Raw genomic sequence first — 18,456 nt, 5'->3', positions numbered from 1 at the left:
TCTGGACTTTGGGTACAGTTAACGCTTTTACTAAGGATTTGTAGATCTTATGGTGTGTGAAAACGCACAAGTGTAGTTATCAGTGAGTAGCGGAATACCAAATGAGGTTGACCTGTCCAAATTGCGACGCCCAGTATGAGGTGCCTGATGAGGTTATTCCAACCGCAGGCCGTGACGTGCAATGTTCCAATTGCGGCAAGACCTGGTTTCAGCATCACCCGGATCATTTGCCGGAAGAGGAAGATGGCACGGCCCCCCTTGGCGTAGAGGCACCGGCCCCGGATGAGGAGGTCTCACCACCGCCACCTCCCACCCCGCCCCCGTCAAAAGAACCAGTGCGCAAACAGCTTGATCCGGCTGTGGCGGATATTTTGCGCCAAGAGGCTGAAGCCGAATTTGAGGCCCGCAAACAACGCCAGTCGACCAACCTTGAGAGCCAGCCAGAGCTGGGTCTGGACACGGGCACCAATGAGGCACCAGCATCGCCTGCACCGCAGGAAGACAGCGATGAACGCCGTGCACAGGAAGCCAAGCGGCGGATGGCGCGGTTGCGCGGGGAAACCGAACCAGTGGCTGAAGCCGCAGCAACGGCCGCGGCCATTTCATCGCGACGCGGATTGTTACCGGACATCGAAGAGATCAACTCAACCCTGCGCCAAGACCAGACCCCCAGCGGCGTTGATGCGGATGCACGGCAAGAATTGGGGGCTGGCGGCTCGCACAAGCAATCGCGCGGTTTTCGCAATGGTTTCCTGAGCATGGTGGTTCTGTTTGTTCTGCTTGTCCTGCTTTACGTCTATGCAGCGCAGATTGCAGCGGCTGTGCCCTTCCTCGGTGACTTCCTGGCCAGCTATGTGGCAGGCTTGGACCACCTGCGCGTGATGCTGGATGCCCAGATCACCTCACTGCTCAGCTGGCTTGACACAATGGCCACTGAATCCGCCAATTGACCGTCACAGGGGCGAGATGCGCCCCTGTCGCTCAGAAACGTTCCAGCAAACGGTTAAGATAGTCGCGTTCAACATCTGGCCGGGCTGTTTCACCTGATCTGCGGCGGATCTCGTCCAGCAACTCCCGTGCGCGTGCTCCACCATCACCCTGCCCCAGATTGAGCGGCCCGTCCGAACTGCTTTCACCGGAATTGCTTTGATCGCGGCCCAATGGATCGCGGTTGTCTGCGCGGCGGTCGGCCTCGGCCTGCCCCTGCCCGGGCTGCTGGTTCTGCTGTTCCTGCGCCATGGCTTCCCCCAGTGACCGCATGCCCTCGCGCAGGGCTTCCATCGCCTGCGCCTGATTGTCGATGGCGTCAGCCAGATCGCGGTTGCGCAGCGCCTGTTCGGCCTCGTCCATCGCGCGGCCTGCACGGTCCAGCGCCTCGCGGGCCGCATTCCCTTCCGGTGTGCCCTGCCCCGGAAGTCGCCCCTGCTGGCGGTTCAACTCGTCGCGAAGCGCGCGCTGACGTTCGGCCAGCCCTTCTTCACTGCTGCGCGGTCCCTCGGAGCCGCCTTCACCCCGCTCACCGCGCTGTTCTCCACTGCCCTCCCCCTGACCGTTCTGTCCTTCATGGCTTTCTCCGCGGCCCTGACCACCATTGCGCCCCTCATTGCCGTCGCTTTCGCCCACCTGCGCATTTGGATTGAACTGTTCCTGCAGATCGCGGAACGCCTGGTCGCTTAACCCTTGCTGTTCGTTCAGGGTTTCCGCCAACCCCTCCATCGCCTGTTCGCCAGGGGATTTGCCACCCTGCCCGGGCTGGCCTTCGGTGACACGCATATTCTCCATCATCTCTTGCAGCTGCTGCAGCGCCTCAGCGGCTTCTGCCATACGCCCCTGTTCCATCAGCTCCTGAATGCGGTCCATCATGCGTTGCAGATCATCCTGCGTCATCTGCATGGAATCGCCCTGCTGCTGATCGCCGTCCTCTCCCTGCGCCCGCTCCTGGGCCTGTTGGCGTTGCAGCTGCTGCATGTATTCTTCTGTGGCGCGGCGCAGCTCATCCATCAGCTCCGCGATTTCCTCATCCGAGGCCCCGTTTTTCATCGCCTCTTGCAAACGCTCCTGTGCACGCCGCAAACGTTCCAATGCGTCCGCCAGCACCCCCTCTTCCAGCTCAAGCGCCAGCCCCCAAAGGTCTTCGGCCAATTCATCGGTGATGTCTTCATCCAAGCCGTAGCGTGTTCGCAGTTCCAGCTTTTCAATGATCCGCTTCAGGCGCAGCGCAGAGGTTGCGCTGCTGAACACATCTTCGGGACGATAAGATACTGCACGCAGAACCTGCGCAGCCCGTGGCGCATTGGTGGTCGCCCACAACAGATCCCGTCGCATTTCGATCAGCGCCGCCGCCGAGGGATTAAAGAAACGCCGCCCCGGCAGGATCATATCTTGCGGGGCGGTTTCACCCTGCTGTTCAGCTGCATCCAGCACGCTGAGCGTCAATTTCACCGGCAAGTTGGCCCAGGGGTGTTTGGAAAAGTCTTCAATCAGGTTTTCCTCAAAGGCAGCACGGTTGCCTGCTATCGGGGTTGGCAGGGCCACCACGATCTGTGCCCGGTCAGCCGGGTCAGCCTGCAACCCATAACGACGTTCGACCGCCGCAAGATCAAGGATGATCCGCGCCTCACCGGCCTCCACCCCATAGTCATCGCGCGCCGCAAACGGCAGGCGCATTTCCCCCAGCGCCGACACCTTGGCCGGCCCCAGCAGGTCAACCTGTGGCGGGTCATCCGGGCGTACGGTGACATTCCACGCCCGACCACCGGGACCTTCAATCCCGATGCGACCTTCCTGAACAACCGCAAAATCCTGTGCAGGCGCTGTTGCGGTGCTCACCTCTGCCGACCGCCCGGAAACGGTTTCGGCCAAAGCCAAAGCACCAACATCACCGTAAAACCTGAGTGTGATCAACGTACCCTTCGGCAGCTCCAGCTCCGCTTCGGTCAAATCGTTAAGATAGAGCGTCGGACGACCGGTATAGCGCGGTGGCTCTGCCCAGCCTTCCCAAACCGGGCCGTTTGCCAATCCTGCGCTGCTTGGGGCCATCCCAGCCACCGATCCGACACGCAAGATCGAACCGAACAACAGGGCGACGGCAAACGCCAGCACCGCCACATAGCGCAGCGCATAGGGATCACGATCCGCAACCCGCAAGTCTGCGGCCACCGGGTCGGCCGCAGCGGCCTTGGCCGCCATCCGCGCCTTATGGGCCCGCCAGACTGCCAAGGAAGCCGTGTCATCGCCGCCAATTGCAGCATCATCCAGCAATGCCTGAATTGGCCGTCCCGGCAGGCTGGCATCCAGTCGCTCAAGCGCAGCTGACCGTGAGGGGAAACGAAACCGACGCAAGGCGAAGACCAGCTCCCAGAGTGCAGCGAGTGCCGCAAGCACGGCGGCGGCCCAGACGACCTCAACCGCCACTGCATCCTGCAGCCCCAGCATCAGCGCCGCCAAAACCAACAACACCACTGTCATCAGCGGCCAAACCGCGCGCACCAGTGTTTCGGCCAGCATACCGGCCCGGGTCAAACGCAGCGGCCAGCGCAGCTTGGCCATGGCATCGCGCAGATCGTTGGGGGTGAAACTGCTCATTGCATCGGCTCCCTCAGGGCGCAGGGCAGAATTTCCCTACAGCCATTCGGGGATGGTATCGCGATTTATCATTTCGTCAAAGGTCGGACGTGCGCGAATAACCGCAAATTGATCACCATGCACCAAAACCTCCGGGATCAGCGGGCGCGAATTATATTCACTGCTCATCACCGCACCGTAGGCACCGGCAGAACGGAAGGCGACCAGATCACCCGCAGTCAAGGGCGGCATCAGGCGCTGTTTGGCAAAAGTGTCACCGGATTCACAGACTGGTCCAACGATATCAATCGGCTTTGGCTCAACCCCGACCGCCGGTTCAATCACCGGGATAATATCGTGATAGGCCTCATACATGGCAGGGCGGATCAAGTCGTTCATCGCCCCGTCAAGGATCAGGAACTCGCGCCCTTCCCCCTCTTTGACATAGATGACTTCACTGACCATCAGCCCTGCATTGCCAGCAATCAAACGCCCCGGTTCAATCTCGATCTCGCAGCCCAGATGCCCCAGTGTGCGTTTGACCAAAGCACCGTAATCCGAAGGCAAAGGCGGATCGGCATTGCTGCGCTCATAAGGGATACCAAGGCCGCCGCCCAGATCCAGACGGGTGATTTTATGACCATCCGCGCGCAGGGTCTCCGTCAGCTCTGCCACCTTCTGATAGGCCAGCTCGTAAGGGGTCAAATCGGTCAGCTGCGATCCGATATGCACATCAATCCCGATCACATCCAGACCGGGCATCGACGCCGCCATTGCATAGACATCACGGGCCTTGGCAATCGGAATGCCGAACTTGTTCTCGGATTTGCCTGTTGCGATTTTGGCATGGGTCTTGGCGTCCACATCCGGGTTCACCCGTATGGTGATCGGGGCAACCACACCCAACTCCTGGGCCACCGCATCCAGCACAACCATTTCCGGCTCGCTTTCGACATTGAACTGGCGAATGCCACCTTCCAGGGCAACACGGATTTCATCGCGGGTCTTGCCCACACCGGAAAACACAATCTTGTCCCCCGGCACGCCTGCGGCGCGCGCACGTCGGTATTCACCACCAGACACCACATCCATCCCGGCCCCTGCCTGCGCCAATGTTCGCAACACCGCCTGATTGGAATTGGCCTTCATGGCGTAGCACACCAGATGCTCCACCCCCTCCAAGGCTTCGTCAAACAGGCGGAAATGGCGCAACAGGGTTGCGGTTGAATACACATAGAAAGGCGTGCCAACAGCGGCTGCAATCTGTGAAATCGCAACATCCTCTGCGTAAAGCGCGCCGTCACGATATAGGAAATGGTCCATGCTTCATCTTGCCCTTAAACTCAACTCCGCCCTATTTTACAGGCGCAGTCCTCAAAAATAGATAGAGCGGCAAACCACAGCTCACCCCAATACAAAACGTCGCTGGGATGGCAATCAACGCCCCCCAGTTGCGCCGCACGGCCACTTCGGCCAGAATCCAGACGGTCAGAGTGATGGCGGCAATTGTCAGATCCCAGACCAAGCCGCTGGCAGCAGCATTCGCATGCCATGCACTCACCATTCCCATGATGTCAAAACCGTTTTCGCCAAACCATGTGATGAAATAATACATCGGATGCACAGTGCCCCAAAGGGCAAGGCCAAGGTAGATCATGCGCAGTGGCGACATGTTAAATCCCCTTTGTCACACCGATATTCACATGCCCCGACATATGCACGCCCGGGGTGTAATTGCTGTGCTGCTGGCGGGTGTCAGAGAGGTTGTTATGAACGTTGCGTGTGGGCTGCACCGGTTCTCCGTCCGCACCGCAGCCCGCAACCCATGTGCCAACCATCAGGACCAAGATCCATTTCATGACAATAGCTCCTGCCAACGCGCGACCTGTGCGCGCACCTGTGCCGGTGCTGTGCCGCCATAAGACATGCGCGAGTTTACCGAATTTTCCACGGTCAAGACGTCAAACACACCTTCGGTAATGCCCTCATGCACCGATTGCATTTGCGCCAAGGTTAGATCAGGCAGATCGCAGCCCTGTTTTTCCGCCATCCCGACCAGCGCGCCGGTGATGTGATGTGCGTCGCGAAATGGCAGGCCAAGGACGCGCACCAGCCAGTCGGCCAGATCCGTCGCCGTGGAAAATCCGCTGCCCGCCGCAGCCGCCAGTTCAGTCCGGTTGCCGGTCATATCGCGCACCATGCCCTCCATCGCGGCGAGCGCCAGCATCAGATTGTCAGCGGCATCAAAGACCTGTTCCTTATCTTCCTGCATGTCCTTGGAATAGGCCAGCGGTAGCCCTTTCATCACCATCATCAAGGCAGTATTCGCGCCAAAAATGCGGCCCACCTTGGCGCGGATCAATTCCGCCGCATCGGGGTTTTTCTTTTGTGGCATGATCGAGGAACCTGTCGAAAACCGGTCCGACAGGGTGACGAAACGAAACTGCGCCGAGGACCAGATCACCAGTTCTTCGGCAAAGCGGCTGAGATGCATGGCGCAAATGCTGGCCGAGCTCAGAAACTCCAGCGCGAAATCGCGATCAGAAACCGCATCCAGTGAATTTGCCGCCGCACGGTCAAAACCCAGCGCTTTTGCCGTCATATCGCGGTCAATCGGGAAAGAGGTGCCGGCCAATGCCGCCGCCCCCAAGGGGCTTTCGTTCATCCGCGCGCGTGCATCGCGCACGCGGGACAGATCGCGTCCGAACATCTCTACATAGGCCATCATGTGATGGCCCCAGGTCACCGGCTGTGCGGTCTGCAAATGGGTAAAGCCCGGCATCACCCAATCCGCACCGGCCTCTGCCTGTCCGAGAAGCGCTTGGATAAGGGCAACGAGGCCACCCTCAAATGCGTCCAGCTGATCGCGCACCCAGAGTTTGAAATCTGTTGCCACCTGATCATTGCGCGACCGCCCCGTGTGCAGACGCCCTGCCGGTTCGCCGATCACCTCTTTCAGACGTGCCTCCACATTCATGTGAATGTCTTCCAGAGCCGTGGAATATTCAAATGTCCCGCCCTCAATCTCTGACAAGATCGTGAGCAGCCCTTCCCGAATTGCCGCAGCATCGTTATCGGTAATGATACCTGTTGCGGCCAACATCGCGGCATGGGCCCGCGAGCCAGCGATATCCTGCGCCGCCATTCGCTTGTCAAAGCCGATGGAAGCGTTAATTGCCTCCATGATGGCATCGGGACCGGCGGCAAAGCGGCCGCCCCACATTTTGTTGGAGCTGTTATCAGTCATGGCAAAACCCTCGGAGGGACAAATGAGAAAATTAGTGTTCGGCCTCGTGTATACGGCCCTTTTGACAGGTGCAAATGCTGCATTGGCTGCGGGCCCCGACATTTTATCGATGCGCGCCGGTGACATGAAGAAACTGATGGTGCATGAAACCCCGCAGGCAACATCGGATGCGGCGTTTATTCTGGCCGATGACGAGGAGACAGGTTCGCTCTCGGATTACCGCGGTAAATATCTGCTGGTGAATTTCTGGGCCACCTGGTGCGCCCCATGCCGCAAGGAAATGCCGCAGCTGAACGCGCTGCAAAAAGAATTTGGCGGTGATTACTTCGAGGTGTTGACCATCGCGACAGGGCGCAATTCACCCGCAGGTATCACCAAGTTCTTTGAAGAGGCCGGCATCGACAGCCTGCCGCGCCATCAGGACCCGAAACAGGCGCTTGCCTCGCAAATGGGGGTGTTTGGCCTGCCGATCACGGTGCTGATCGATCCCGAGGGCCGCGAGATTGCCCGCCTGCGCGGTGATGCGGAATGGGACAGCGACAGCGCCAAGGAAATCGTCAAGGCGCTGATTGCCTCGCAAACGGAAGAGTAACGCAGATGCCGGGCCTTACAACAGCCCGGCAACTTTCTATTGGAAAACGATCAGGCCGCATGGGCCAGAATGGCCGCTTCAGAGGCTGACAGATTGCGGCGTGCAAAACTGCCGTAGGTATGGGGATCAAACTCCAGCTCCGGGTGGGTCGCCAAAAGCCGCGCCCGATCCCCCTCATCCAGCGTGCTGAGGGCAGCAGAGGCGGGATGAAAGCTTTCGGTTTCCACGCCATTGGCCCACATCACCTGATGACGGTCAAACAGCAGATGCACATAGGTCACTTCACGCAGCTTCAGATCAACGGTGATCGTCTCTCCGTTGATCAGATCCTTGGCCGCAACCAATACCTCGGGTGTATTGAACAGATCCTGCGCCACTGCGCCCTTGACCAAAATCCGGTGTTCCGGTGAGACAATCAAATCCTCATCCGGTACATCATCGCCAAAAACACCGGCGTTGATCCGCACTGGCCGCAGCTTTGGCATGGCAAAAAGCCGCGCCCCTGTCATGCGCCTGCTGCCGATCCAGCGGATGGATTGCGCGCCATTGTCCTTGGTCTGCACCTGATCACCCTCGCGCAGATCCTCAATGCGCATAAGACCTTGCGGGGTGGCAATCTTTGTTCCGAGGGTAAAACAGATGACACCGCCACTGCCCTGCCCGTCGGATTCATTTGGTGCAGAGCCCAGCGTGTGATGTACGATCCACAGCTCACAATCACGCGGCGGGATTTCATCCATGAACATCAGCAAGGGCTGGCTGCCGCCGCCAACTTCGATCAAGGTCACAGTGTAGCTTTTGCCGCCATCGGTCACAACAAAGCTGTTGTCCATCAAAGGCGTCGTTTCCAACGCCTCTTTCTCGCGCTCGGAAAGAGTTGGTACATCCTTTTTCTCAAGCGCTGCACCGACCAAACGATGCACCATGCGTGCAGCTCTTTTTCTTAATTTTTCTGCGCCGTCTGCCTGATCCAGTCGCAATACGTCATTCGGCCCATCCACCCGGATGGCATCCCCCCGCCACGCCCATGCGGCACCCACTGTCAGGGACTGCACCGGTGCGGCATCAAGGCCGTCGATTTCTGTTTGCGACCAGCTGATGACAAACGTGCCACGAAAGCCCGTTTTCATTACTCGTACTACCTGCCTCAGTTTTTTTATTAACAAAAGCTTAACAAAAACCGAATCATCTAGGAAGCTCGTTTTTTGTGTCACCTACAGCGGTGTTGCGAATATACGTTTTGATCGGTGCCCCCCGCCCCGTTCGAAACCTATGTAGTGGCCGAGGCACCGCGACCTACGACATACAGTGATCGCGATGCAGCAAGACTGACCCAACGTCATTAATCCGGGCGTCACTTTGTCTTGATGCATGTGATCAAAGGGGATCAACCAACGGTGAAATACCCTTGTTTAGCCATGAATTGCCCGTCACAAACCTCGCATCACACTTGCAACTTGCAGGTAAATTGTTAGCGTTTATCACCCCCGAACTAGCGAGGCCCCATGTCTGACACGTCCAAACCGCTGCCCCAAAGACGCATAGTTTCCTCACGACATCTTGCAGAGGGGGAAGGCTGGGAGGCGTCCGAACTTGAGTTCGGCATGATCATCGCCTTCAACGCCTTCACCCGCTGGACCACACGCTGCATGGCGGCGGCAGGTAATCCCGATCTGACGACCCTGGAAATTCTGGTGCTGCACAACGTCAACCATCGGGGCCGCGAAAAGCGGCTGACAGACATCTGTTTTCTGCTCAACATCGAAGACACACATACGGTCAATTATGCTCTGCGCAAACTTCTGAAATCAGAGCTGTTGAAAACGGAGAAACGCGGGAAAGAGGTGTTTTACAGCACCTCCGAAGCGGGAACCGCGCTTTGCGAGGCTTATCGCGCAGTCCGCAAAAGCTGTTTTCTTGACGGGTTGTCCCGTCTGGATACCGGTGGCGAAGACCTGCGCCTAATCGCAGCGCAGCTGCGCACTATGTCCGGGCAATATGATCAAGCCAGCCGTGCAGCAGCATCCCTCTGACAAACCAACACGCCCTTTTTGCGAGCCACATAGCGCGGGCTATAGGCATCGCCGCCTTCGGCGCTTTATAGTGAGAAGATGAACATGTCAGAACCCCAAGTTATCGTTGCGGCTGATGGTGGCGGCAGTGGATGCCGTGCGGCAGCGGGCACAGCGGCGCAAGGTATTCTTGGTCAGGCAAGCAATGGCCCCGGGAATATTCACAGCGACTTTGACACCGCCGTTGCCAATCTGACTGGTGCCATCGCACAAGCGCTTGAAAACGCAGGGCTCGCACAGACACCGCTTGATCAGATCACCGCGCATCTGGGTGTTGCAGGGGCGCATTCTGATGTTGAGGTGCAGGCGCTTTTGGCTGCCCTACCCTATGGCCGTTGCGGCGTATCAGGGGACCGCGAAACTTCGGTGCGTGGTGCCCTGGGGACAGCAGACGGTTATGTTGTGGCATTGGGCACCGGTACAATTGTGGCCCGGCAAAAAGATCTGAAAATGAAGACCGTTGGCGGCTGGGGGTTTGACCTGTCCGACCATGCGTCCGGTGCCTGGCTGGGGCGTCGACTGTTGGAAGAACTTGTTCTTGCCGAAGATGAGCTGCGCCCACACAGCGACTTTAGCCGGACAGTCTGTGCCGCGAAAGGCGGGCTGATGGGCATCGTACAATTCAGCAGCACCGCCAACCCCGCCGCATATGCGACGCTGGCCCGTGAGTTGATCAATGCTGCCGCCGCCGGTGACGCCATTGCTCTGACGCTTATGGCCGAAGGTGCGGTTTATCTTGAAACGGCTCTGAATACGCTTGGCTTCAAACCGGGTGACCACTTGGTTTTGACCGGCGGCGTTGGACCTCACTATGCCGCCTACCTGCCTGAGACGCTTGTTCGCAATGTCCACCCGCCCAAAGGATCAGCACTTGAAGGCGCATTTGCGATGGCGGCGCAGCTGTTGCTATAGGCGTCAAAGACCGTGATTGCCCTTTCTTTTGAGGGGGCGTTCCGGAAGCTACGGTGCTTAGAATGATGATACTGCCGCTGAAAAATTAGCGCGACCACTTGTCAGAAACGCTGGCGGGCCTCACTTGAGCTGACAGTATTTCCCGTTCATTCACTGCCTGTCAGCAGATCACACGTGTCAGCTAACGCCCTATTACTGCGTTATAAATCACCCTCATTCACCTCGTTATCACACGAGGCCAGCCACCCCTGCAGCCTTTATATACCTGAAATTTTTATTGACGAATGTGATTCATCTCTATTAGTTCGGTAACTAGACGAATAAAAGGAGTCGCCGTGGAGCATCAGTCAAGAATCTCAAGAAGAATGTCCCAGAGCGCCGTGATTCAAGCGATTGCGAACTACGGGCCCACTTCTCGAGCCAGCGTTGCAAAGCAGACAGGTCTGTCCAAACAAACCGTCTCCGAAATCGTTGCAAATCTGGAAGCTGAGGGCTGGGTTCGGGTGGTCGGGCAAACAGAAGGCAACATCGGGCGACGCGCGGTCGTCTATGAGATTTCACCCTCTGCCGCGACCATCGCCAGCGTCGATCTTGGTGGGACCAAGGTACGTGTCGCGCTCTGCGATCTGACTGGCAAGGTTCTCGCAGAGCGGGTGGAGCCGACAAGCCATGAAGGCGGCATCAGCATCGTTGATCAGATTGTTCGGCTGATCCGGGCGTCGACCGACGCACCGGACAGCAATTTTGGCGAACTTCGTATTGCAGTGGTGGGGGTTCCCGGCGTGCCCGAAGCAGAGACCGGTGCGGTCCTCATGGCACCAAACATCGCAGGCATCGATCAAATTGACCTTGCCGGATCACTGCAAGATCGGCTTGGGGTTGAGGTCTTTGTGGAAAATGACGTCAACCTCGCGGCTCTTGGCGAACATTGGTTGGGCAATCCGGGTGACACTGACGATCTGGTCTTCATCTCGGTCGGAACAGGCATTGGTGCAGGCATTGTTGTTGGCGGAAACCTGCTGCGCGGCAGCACCGGCGGGGCTGGCGAAATCGGCTTTCTGCCCTTCGGTGCCGACCCCTTTGAACAGGAAAGCCTGGAGGTGGGTGCCTTCGAACGGGTAAGCGCGACCAAGGCAATCATCGATCTATATGCCTCCAAGTCAGGACAAACCGCGGATGTGCCCAGCATTTTCGAAGCGGCAAACGCCGGTGACGCGGCGGCCCTGACAACGCTGGATGAGGTTGCCAAACAAATTTCCCGCGGGGCCGCCGCCTTGGTTGCGGTGGTTGACCCTTCTGCAATTGTTCTGGGCGGTTCAATCGGCATTCGCGAGGAGCTTCTCGAACGGGTCAGGCGATATATGGCGATGTGTTGCCCCAAGCCATTCGAGATCGAAAAATCCCGGTTGGGTGATCATGCCGCATTGGCCGGTGGGGCCTCGGTTGCCCTGACGCATCTGCATTTGTCCCTGTTTGCCGAAGGTCAGAAAGGTGCAGAAATTTCAGTTCCGCCACCTGACATTGCCTATTTCAAAGCAGGTGCATCATGAGCCCGCAGGAACTGAAAAGCGAACTTGAAGCAGCACAGGATGCAAGCGCGGACATTGCGCTGCTCAAAAGCGCACTCGCGGTTGAAAGTGTTACCGGAAACGAAACAGGTTTTGCCCGTTTTCTGGATCAAGAGCTAACCAAGCTCGGCCTCACGACAGGGCGGGAGGAATTTCTCGAAGGGCGTGAAAATGTTTGGGCTGAACAAGTAGGTGAGCCCGGTCAAAATCTCATGATTGTCGGCCATACCGATACGGTTCATGTACGCGGCTGGCCCGAACATTGGGGTGAGGATGCGCGCAGCAATCCCTTTGCCGGCACCGAACACGATGGTTTTATCTGGGGGCGTGGGGCCAGTGATCTGAAGGGGGGCATATGTGCCGCGATTGCCGGGCTTCGACTGTTGCAAGCCGCAGGTTACGCGCCAAAGCAAACGCTTACCTTTGCCTTTATCGGGGACGAGGAAAGTGGTGAACCCGGCACTGGCGTCAGCGCCGGGGCAAAGCACCTTGTCCAGCAGGTCACTGCCGGGGAAATCGCAAAACCTGATTTTGCCGTCTATGTCGAACCGACCAATCTTGACGTGTACACAGCGCAAATCGGGTTCTTCATTGCCGAGATTACCATCAAGGGCAAAACCGCCTATTTCGGTACACCTGAACATGGTGTTGACGCGCTAAAGGCCACGCACCAACTGCTTTCGCAGATTTGGCAGCACGAGGCAGACCTTGCTGCCAGCCCGGCGCATGATCTGGTTGGCCCCCCCTCCATTCTGGTAACGCATTTAGGCTGTGGCGGCTTCATTGCCGTCCCCGGTGAAGGCAACCTTTCCCTGATCCGCAAACTACGCCCCGGCGAGGATCTGGATGAAGCTGTGGCCGCTTTCGAGGCGTCACTGGATGTCGAGGCGCTGCCAGAAGGGATCTCGATCTCCATCGACTACCCCGCCGGGCGGGACCATCCCAAAGGTGGATCACCGGTCGAAATCGCGCGAGACAATCCACAGGCACTTCTTCTGCGGGAGTGCGTCCAGCAGTTTCGCCCGGAAGCCGGGAACATTGCCGGTGCGCCCTTCTGGTCGGAAATGCCTTTCCTGACCAATCAGATCGGATGCCCCGCCATCTATTTCGCGCCGGGCGACATTGCCGTGGCACATACCTTCGAAGAACGAATTGACATTGAAGACTACCTCGCCGCCGTACGTAGCTTCGCGCTGTTTATAGCGCGCTATTGCGGCGTGCGATCCAAAAACGAACACCCAACAAGGAGGACATCATGAAACATTTTGTAAGCAATTTTGCGGCCGCAGGGCTGTTCTGCCTCGCTGTATCAACCCTACATGCGCAAACCGTCGGACCCGGTGGCGAAACGGCGACACCAACCTCAGAAGTATTCGTGGCCGACGATCAGGTCGCGGCGGTTCAGGCTGCAAACTACACTGCCGCCCTCTTGTGGCACGACCAATCGGATTTTGTGAACGCTGTGACCGCCGGTGCCAGCGATGAATTTGCCCGGTTGGGCATCGAGGTTGTTGCGGTGACCAGCGCCGGATTTGACGCTGCCAAACAGCGCAGCGATATCGAAACCTCAATGGCAAAGCGGCCAAGCATCATCCTCTCCTTGCCTTTGGACCCGGTCACCTCTGCGGCGGCGTTTGAAGAAGCCAAGGAAGCCGGTGTTGCGCTAAGCTTTTTGTCAAACCTGCCTGCCGGCTACGAACATCCGGCTGACTATGCAGCAATTGTAACGGACGATCTTTTTCAGATGGGCAAGCAGGCGGCAGATGCGCTGGCCGCGGCCATGGACAATACCGGCACGGTTGGCTGGATCTATCACGATGCTTCCTACTATGTGACAAATCAACGCGACAATGCGTTCAAGGCAACGATCGAAAACGATTATCCGAACATCTCGATTGTCGCGGAACAAGGGATCAGCGATCCGGCACGGGCAGAGGAAATCGCCAATGCCATGTTGCTTAAAAATCCTGATCTGGGCGGTATTTACGTCACATGGGCAGGCCCGGCAGAGGGTGTTCTGGCCGCCCTTCGTGCCAATGGCAATGACAGCACAAAAATTGTGACGCTTGACCTGTCAGAGCCTGTCGCACTGGATATGGTCCGCGGCGGCAATGTTGCTGCAATCGTTGCGGACGAAGCCTATGAGCTTGGCCGTGCGATGGCCGCCTCTGCGGTTCTTGATCTGCTGGGCGAAGAGGTGCCGCCCTTTGTCGTGGCCCCCGCCATCACTGTGACGGCCGACAATGTGGCTGAGGCCTGGAACACTTCGTTGCACAGCGAAGCACCCAAAAGCCTGACGGAGAAATAAGTCATTTTCCGGGGGAGCGCGGATTGGTCTCTCCCCCACAGGCCCAGAGCAAAAAAGGAACCAATCAACTTAGGTAACGAGAACGCCCCTAACGGCGCACCCATAAACTTTCCACGTAATCTTCACAAAACAGGGAAAACCAAATGCTACGTACACTGAAATTACTGGCGCTCTCGTCAGCTATCGCAATACCTTCATTTGCCTTTGCGGACAACCACCCGCAGACCATGGGCCCAAATGGCGAGGCCCCGACACCCGTCGCATCCCTACAGCTTTCTGAGGCGGATGTCGCCAAGGTCGCCGAGGGTGGTTACACTGCTGCATTGGTCTGGCACGAACTTTATGACTGGTCCAATGCCGTCGCCCAAGGCGCAAAAGACGAGTTTTCGCGTCTGGGCATCGAGGTCATCGCAGAGACCAATGCGGGTTTTGATACCGCCCGTCAAAAGTCCGATGTCGAAACCGTGATGGCGAACAATCCGACAATCATTGTCTCACTGCCAATCGACCCGCCAACGGCCTCAGGCGTCTATGGCATTGCCCGCGACGCTGGTGTGAAGCTGGTCTTCATCGACAATGCGGTCAAAGGGTTCACCCATGGCACGGATTACGTCACCGTTGTTTCCGCTGATTTGTTCCAGATCGGCAATAAGGCGGCCCATACGCTTGCCACAGCAATGGGGAAGCAAGGGACCGTAGGCTACATGTTCCACGATGCGGATTTTCCCGTCACGAACCAACGTGACAACGCTTTCAAGTGGACCATCGAAAACGACTACCCGGATATGGAAATCGTTGTCGAAAGCGGCATGACGGATCCTGCCAATGCCGAAGATATTGCCCGCGCCATGCTTTCGCGCAACCCCGATTTGGGCGGCATCTATACACCCTGGGCCGAACCCGCCCTTGGGGTGTTATCCGTTCTGCGTCAGGACGGGAATGATCATACGAAGGTTGTCACCATCGACCTGAACGAACCGGTTGCACTTGATATGCTCAAGGGTGGCAACACGGCAGGTATCATTGCTGATGAAGCCTATAGCATCGGTGTCTATGCCGCCCGTTCGGCAGCACTCAGCTTGCTGGAGCGTTCGGTCGATCCGTTTCTGGTCGTCGATGCCTTGGCCATTGGTCGCGATAACATCGTCGAAGGCTGGAACAAATCCCTGAACATGGCCCCGCCCGAAACGGTCGTGAATGCGGCGAACTAAGAACGCGTTCCTGGGTGGGTCTTTATGGCGGCTCACCCGAATTCGAATTGAAGGTTATACCCGATGACACCAGCCCTTGAAAAACTTAAAGCATTCGATCTGCAAAAAAGCGTAATTTACTTTGGCTTTCTCGCAATCTTCCTGTTCTTCGCCATCACATTGCGTGACGATGGTTTTCTCACCTCGCGCAATCTGACTAACATCGTACTGCAAACCGCACCGGCAACAATCATGGCCATCGGGCTGGTCTTTGCCCTTTCCGCTGGTGAAATTGACCTTAGCTTTGGATCAATTGTCGCGGTTTCGGCGCTGGCGGCAGCCCTTGCACTGCAAGATTACCCGCTGATTGTTGGCGTCTTGGTTGGCCTTGGCGTTGGCCTTGCCATCGGGGCATTCAACGGGTTTCTCGTTGCCTATCTGCGCCTGCCTTCCTTTCTTGTAACGCTTGCCACGATGGGGCTTTTCGCGGGCATCGCACGATCGATGACCAACCTGCGTTCCATTCCGGTTCTGAACGATACCTTCACCAGCTTTTTTGGGTCAGGCCGGTTCCTGTCGGTTCACTCACTGGTGATCTGGACAGTCGCTGCAGTTGTCATTGGCCATATCGTCTACCGCAACACAAAGTTCGGGGCACATGTTCTTGCCGTTGGTGACAACGCCCGCGCAGCGCAGGTTTCAGGCATCAAAGTACCGCGCATCCGGCTTTATGTTCTGACCCTTTGCGGCGGGATGGCCGGGCTTGCCGGGCTGCTTTATGCGGGGCGTTTACAGGCCGCCAAATACACTTTGGGCGAAAGTGATTTGATGATTGTGATTGCCGCAGTGATCGTTGGCGGTACCGCGCTGAATGGCGGCAAGGGCTCCATCATTGGTGCGCTTCTCGGCTCGCTTCTGATGGGTATGCTTAACAACGGGTTGATCCTGATGGGGCTCAAAGTCTCTGATCAAATGATCGTCCGAGGTCTCATCATCCTTTTCGCTGTCGCAGTCTCGCTGCGCGACACCAGCCGGTAACCGGAGGTAATCACATGTTTCTTGATCTATTAATGCGGCGCAATCCGCGATTCATTGAAGCTGCCATGGCGCTTCACCAACAGGGCAAACTTCCGTCCAACGCCTATATCCTTGACCTGGATACTGTAGAGCAAAACGTGCGCGTCTTTCAGGCAGAGGCACACAAGCACGGGCTGAAGACATTTGCGATGACAAAGCAGGTCGGCAGGCATTCAGGGTTTTGCGAGGCTGTCCTGAAAGGCGGCATCGAACGCTCTGTGGCTGTTGACATGGCCTGTGCCATTGCCTGTGATCGTGCGGGGCTTAAAACCGGGCATCTGGGCCATTTGGTGCAAGTCCCCTCTGGCGAGGCGGCATTTGCAGCCGCTCAGTTGAAGCCGGACTATTGGACCGTGTTTTCAGACAGCAAAGCAGAAGAGGCCGCCGATGCCAGCGCCAAAGCAGGGCGGGTGCAAAACCTTCTTGCCCGCATTCAAACCGAGGGTGACACCTTCTATCGTGGTCACGAAGGCGGGTTTGATGCGGCGGATATCGTTGCCGTGGCAGATCGGCTTGATGCTTTGGAGGGCGGCAAATTCGCAGGTATCACAACCTTCCCTGCTCTGCTTTTTGATCAGGAAAACCGAAAGGTCACGCCGACCCACAACCTGTCAACGTTGAACAAAGCAGCCGAAGCTCTTGCAGCGGTAGGCAGAAACGACATTGAGATAAACGCGCCCGGTACGAATTCCGCTATCATGCTTGCCGCGCTCGCGGCAGCAGGTGCGACCCAATGTGAACCCGGCAATGCGCTTCATGGCACCACACCGCTTCACGCCGTTGAGGATCTGCCCGAAGACCCGGCGGTCCTCTATCTCTCCGAGGTGTCGCATCACCACGGTGACAAAGCCTATTGCTTTGGTGGTGGGCTTTATATCGATCCGGTTTTTCCGAAGTATCAGGTCAAGGCGCTCTGTGGTTCCTCCCCCACCTCTCGGGCTGAAGACCTGCACAAGGTTGAAATCCCTGACTATTCTGCAATCGACTACTACGCGATGATCGATGCCACCGGTGAAAATGCGCCCAAGCCGCGCGATACTGTGGTCTTTGGCTTTCGCGGGCAGGCCTTTGTGACCCGTGCCCTTGTTGTAGGGATCCGTGGCATTTCATCCGGGAACCCAGAAGTAACCACAATTGAAAACGGCTTTGGCGACCCTGTCGCATGGCCGGGGGCATATCAGTCATGACCGAACAACCGACAGTTTTGGAACTGAAGAACATCCATAAAACCTTTGGCGCGATTACCGCTATTCAGGATTTCTCGCTTGATCTCAAGGCCGGCGAAATCGTTGCGCTTGTGGGGGATAACGGTGCCGGCAAGTCGACGCTAATCAAGATGATCTCTGGCGTCTACAAGCCAACTTCGGGTGAAATACGTCTGGACAATGAACCGGTTGCCTTTGCCGACGCCAGTTCTGCCCGCAGCCGAGGCATTGAGGTGGTGTATCAGGATCTCGCACTTGCCGATGAACAACCTGTTTATATGAACATGTTCCTTGGTCGCGAATTGACAAAGAAACCCTTCGGGCTGCTCGACAAAGAAAAGATGCGCAGGGACAGCCAGGCCCTGGTTGACGAGTTGGACGTGCGCATCCCTTCTGCCAGCTCTACCATCCGCGACCTCAGCGGCGGCCAACGGCAAGGCATCGCCATCGCACGTGCAACCCATTGGGCCAGCAAGCTCATCCTGCTTGATGAACCCACCGCCGCCTTGGGCGTTGCCGAAACGGCTAGAGTAGAAGAGTTGATCGCCTCACTAAAGGCGCGCAACCTTGCCATTTTGATCATCAGCCACAGCCTTGATCAAGTGTTCACCCTGTCTGACCGGATCTGCGTGCTGCGGCGCGGAGAGCAGATCGGCATCAGAAACACTGCCGAGACCGACAAGAATGAGATCGTGTCCATGATCACAGGAGTGCATTAAGC

Annotated in this window: 17 protein-coding genes; 11 read left to right on the top strand and 6 right to left on the bottom strand. The window is 57.4% G+C overall.

Annotated features, from left to right (window positions below; all coding sequences use genetic code 11):
* Positions 1–101: 101 nt before the first annotated feature.
* Positions 102–950, top strand: coding sequence for a zinc-ribbon domain-containing protein (locus QQL78_RS02505; protein WP_284370246.1), 849 nt, complete (start codon positions 102–104; stop codon positions 948–950).
* A gap of 31 nt (positions 951–981) precedes the next feature.
* Here the strand turns inward: QQL78_RS02505 and QQL78_RS02500 are convergent, their stop codons facing one another.
* From QQL78_RS02500 to argH, 5 genes are read right to left on the bottom strand one after another with little or no spacing between them, the layout of a single operon-like run.
* The gene (locus tag QQL78_RS02500; RefSeq protein WP_284370244.1) at positions 982–3,585 is read right to left on the bottom strand and encodes a TIGR02302 family protein; all 2,604 of its coding nucleotides are present in this window, start codon (positions 3,583–3,585) and stop codon (positions 982–984) included.
* 36 nt (positions 3,586–3,621) lie between these two features.
* Positions 3,622–4,887: a diaminopimelate decarboxylase gene (gene lysA / locus QQL78_RS02495; protein WP_284370242.1), complete on the bottom strand. Its 1,266-nt coding sequence runs from the start codon at positions 4,885–4,887 to the stop codon at positions 3,622–3,624.
* A gap of 31 nt (positions 4,888–4,918) precedes the next feature.
* Positions 4,919–5,236, bottom strand: coding sequence for a DUF2834 domain-containing protein (locus tag QQL78_RS02490; RefSeq protein WP_284370241.1), 318 nt, complete (start codon positions 5,234–5,236; stop codon positions 4,919–4,921).
* Between the two features lies 1 nt (position 5,237).
* The gene (locus QQL78_RS02485) at positions 5,238–5,423 is read right to left on the bottom strand and encodes a hypothetical protein (RefSeq protein WP_284370239.1); all 186 of its coding nucleotides are present in this window, start codon (positions 5,421–5,423) and stop codon (positions 5,238–5,240) included.
* The gene (argH, locus tag QQL78_RS02480; protein ID WP_284370237.1) at positions 5,420–6,811 is read right to left on the bottom strand and encodes an argininosuccinate lyase; all 1,392 of its coding nucleotides are present in this window, start codon (positions 6,809–6,811) and stop codon (positions 5,420–5,422) included. Before argH ends, QQL78_RS02485 begins: the two co-directional genes overlap by 4 nt.
* Before the next feature lie 22 nt (positions 6,812–6,833).
* Here argH and QQL78_RS02475 point away from each other — a divergent pair, with 22 nt between their 5' ends.
* Positions 6,834–7,403 (top strand): TlpA disulfide reductase family protein, encoded by a 570-nt coding sequence (locus QQL78_RS02475; protein ID WP_284370235.1) that lies wholly within the window; start codon positions 6,834–6,836, stop codon positions 7,401–7,403.
* A gap of 50 nt (positions 7,404–7,453) precedes the next feature.
* Here QQL78_RS02475 and QQL78_RS02470 read toward each other — a convergent pair whose 3' ends face one another.
* Entirely contained in the window at positions 7,454–8,533 is a 1,080-nt protein-coding gene (locus tag QQL78_RS02470; protein WP_284370233.1) for a Hint domain-containing protein, read from the bottom strand.
* Positions 8,534–8,908: 375 nt separating this feature from the next.
* On the opposite strand from QQL78_RS02470, the gene QQL78_RS02465 reads away from it, so the two are divergent.
* The 9 genes from QQL78_RS02465 (at position 8,909) to QQL78_RS02425 (ending at position 18,454) form a co-directional block, all read left to right on the top strand.
* Entirely contained in the window at positions 8,909–9,436 is a 528-nt protein-coding gene (locus QQL78_RS02465; RefSeq protein WP_284370231.1) for a winged helix DNA-binding protein, read from the top strand.
* Between the two features lie 84 nt (positions 9,437–9,520).
* Positions 9,521–10,387: a glucosamine kinase nucleotide-binding domain-containing protein gene (locus QQL78_RS02460; protein WP_284370229.1), complete on the top strand. Its 867-nt coding sequence runs from the start codon at positions 9,521–9,523 to the stop codon at positions 10,385–10,387.
* A gap of 365 nt (positions 10,388–10,752) precedes the next feature.
* Positions 10,753–11,937 carry an ROK family transcriptional regulator gene (locus tag QQL78_RS02455; RefSeq protein WP_284370227.1) on the top strand — a complete coding sequence of 395 codons (1,185 nt, stop codon included), beginning with the start codon at positions 10,753–10,755 and terminating at the stop codon, positions 11,935–11,937.
* Complete coding sequence (locus QQL78_RS02450) at positions 11,934–13,214, top strand: M20 family metallopeptidase (RefSeq protein WP_284370225.1); 1,281 nt, start codon at positions 11,934–11,936, stop codon at positions 13,212–13,214. Before QQL78_RS02455 ends, QQL78_RS02450 begins: the two co-directional genes overlap by 4 nt.
* Positions 13,211–14,263, top strand: coding sequence for a substrate-binding domain-containing protein (locus QQL78_RS02445; protein WP_284370223.1), 1,053 nt, complete (start codon positions 13,211–13,213; stop codon positions 14,261–14,263). Before QQL78_RS02450 ends, QQL78_RS02445 begins: the two co-directional genes overlap by 4 nt.
* Before the next feature lie 143 nt (positions 14,264–14,406).
* The gene (locus QQL78_RS02440; RefSeq protein WP_284370221.1) at positions 14,407–15,474 is read left to right on the top strand and encodes a substrate-binding domain-containing protein; all 1,068 of its coding nucleotides are present in this window, start codon (positions 14,407–14,409) and stop codon (positions 15,472–15,474) included.
* Positions 15,475–15,537: 63 nt separating this feature from the next.
* Positions 15,538–16,491: an ABC transporter permease gene (locus QQL78_RS02435; protein WP_284370219.1), complete on the top strand. Its 954-nt coding sequence runs from the start codon at positions 15,538–15,540 to the stop codon at positions 16,489–16,491.
* A gap of 14 nt (positions 16,492–16,505) precedes the next feature.
* Positions 16,506–17,717: an alanine racemase gene (locus tag QQL78_RS02430; RefSeq protein ID WP_284370217.1), complete on the top strand. Its 1,212-nt coding sequence runs from the start codon at positions 16,506–16,508 to the stop codon at positions 17,715–17,717.
* A complete protein-coding gene (locus QQL78_RS02425) occupies positions 17,714–18,454 on the top strand; it encodes an ATP-binding cassette domain-containing protein (RefSeq protein WP_284370215.1) in 741 nt (246 codons plus the stop codon). Before QQL78_RS02430 ends, QQL78_RS02425 begins: the two co-directional genes overlap by 4 nt.
* Positions 18,455–18,456: the final 2 nt, after the last annotated feature.

The organism is Sulfitobacter pacificus, from assembly GCF_030159975.1.
GTDB classification, from domain to species: domain Bacteria; phylum Pseudomonadota; class Alphaproteobacteria; order Rhodobacterales; family Rhodobacteraceae; genus Sulfitobacter; species Sulfitobacter pacificus.
This window is presented reverse-complemented; position numbering and strand designations above follow the sequence as displayed.

Coding starts and splice junctions, on each gene's coding strand:
- QQL78_RS02505 (WP_284370246.1), top strand. CDS start 102: ATGAGGTTGACCTGTCCAAATTGCGACGCCCAGTATGAGGTGCCTGAT.
- QQL78_RS02500 (WP_284370244.1), bottom strand. CDS start 3,585: ATGAGCAGTTTCACCCCCAACGATCTGCGCGATGCCATGGCCAAGCTG.
- lysA (WP_284370242.1), bottom strand. CDS start 4,887: ATGGACCATTTCCTATATCGTGACGGCGCGCTTTACGCAGAGGATGTT.
- QQL78_RS02490 (WP_284370241.1), bottom strand. CDS start 5,236: ATGTCGCCACTGCGCATGATCTACCTTGGCCTTGCCCTTTGGGGCACT.
- QQL78_RS02485 (WP_284370239.1), bottom strand. CDS start 5,423: ATGAAATGGATCTTGGTCCTGATGGTTGGCACATGGGTTGCGGGCTGC.
- argH (WP_284370237.1), bottom strand. CDS start 6,811: ATGACTGATAACAGCTCCAACAAAATGTGGGGCGGCCGCTTTGCCGCC.
- QQL78_RS02475 (WP_284370235.1), top strand. CDS start 6,834: ATGAGAAAATTAGTGTTCGGCCTCGTGTATACGGCCCTTTTGACAGGT.
- QQL78_RS02470 (WP_284370233.1), bottom strand. CDS start 8,533: ATGAAAACGGGCTTTCGTGGCACGTTTGTCATCAGCTGGTCGCAAACA.
- QQL78_RS02465 (WP_284370231.1), top strand. CDS start 8,909: ATGTCTGACACGTCCAAACCGCTGCCCCAAAGACGCATAGTTTCCTCA.
- QQL78_RS02460 (WP_284370229.1), top strand. CDS start 9,521: ATGTCAGAACCCCAAGTTATCGTTGCGGCTGATGGTGGCGGCAGTGGA.
- QQL78_RS02455 (WP_284370227.1), top strand. CDS start 10,753: ATGTCCCAGAGCGCCGTGATTCAAGCGATTGCGAACTACGGGCCCACT.
- QQL78_RS02450 (WP_284370225.1), top strand. CDS start 11,934: ATGAGCCCGCAGGAACTGAAAAGCGAACTTGAAGCAGCACAGGATGCA.
- QQL78_RS02445 (WP_284370223.1), top strand. CDS start 13,211: ATGAAACATTTTGTAAGCAATTTTGCGGCCGCAGGGCTGTTCTGCCTC.
- QQL78_RS02440 (WP_284370221.1), top strand. CDS start 14,407: ATGCTACGTACACTGAAATTACTGGCGCTCTCGTCAGCTATCGCAATA.
- QQL78_RS02435 (WP_284370219.1), top strand. CDS start 15,538: ATGACACCAGCCCTTGAAAAACTTAAAGCATTCGATCTGCAAAAAAGC.
- QQL78_RS02430 (WP_284370217.1), top strand. CDS start 16,506: ATGTTTCTTGATCTATTAATGCGGCGCAATCCGCGATTCATTGAAGCT.
- QQL78_RS02425 (WP_284370215.1), top strand. CDS start 17,714: ATGACCGAACAACCGACAGTTTTGGAACTGAAGAACATCCATAAAACC.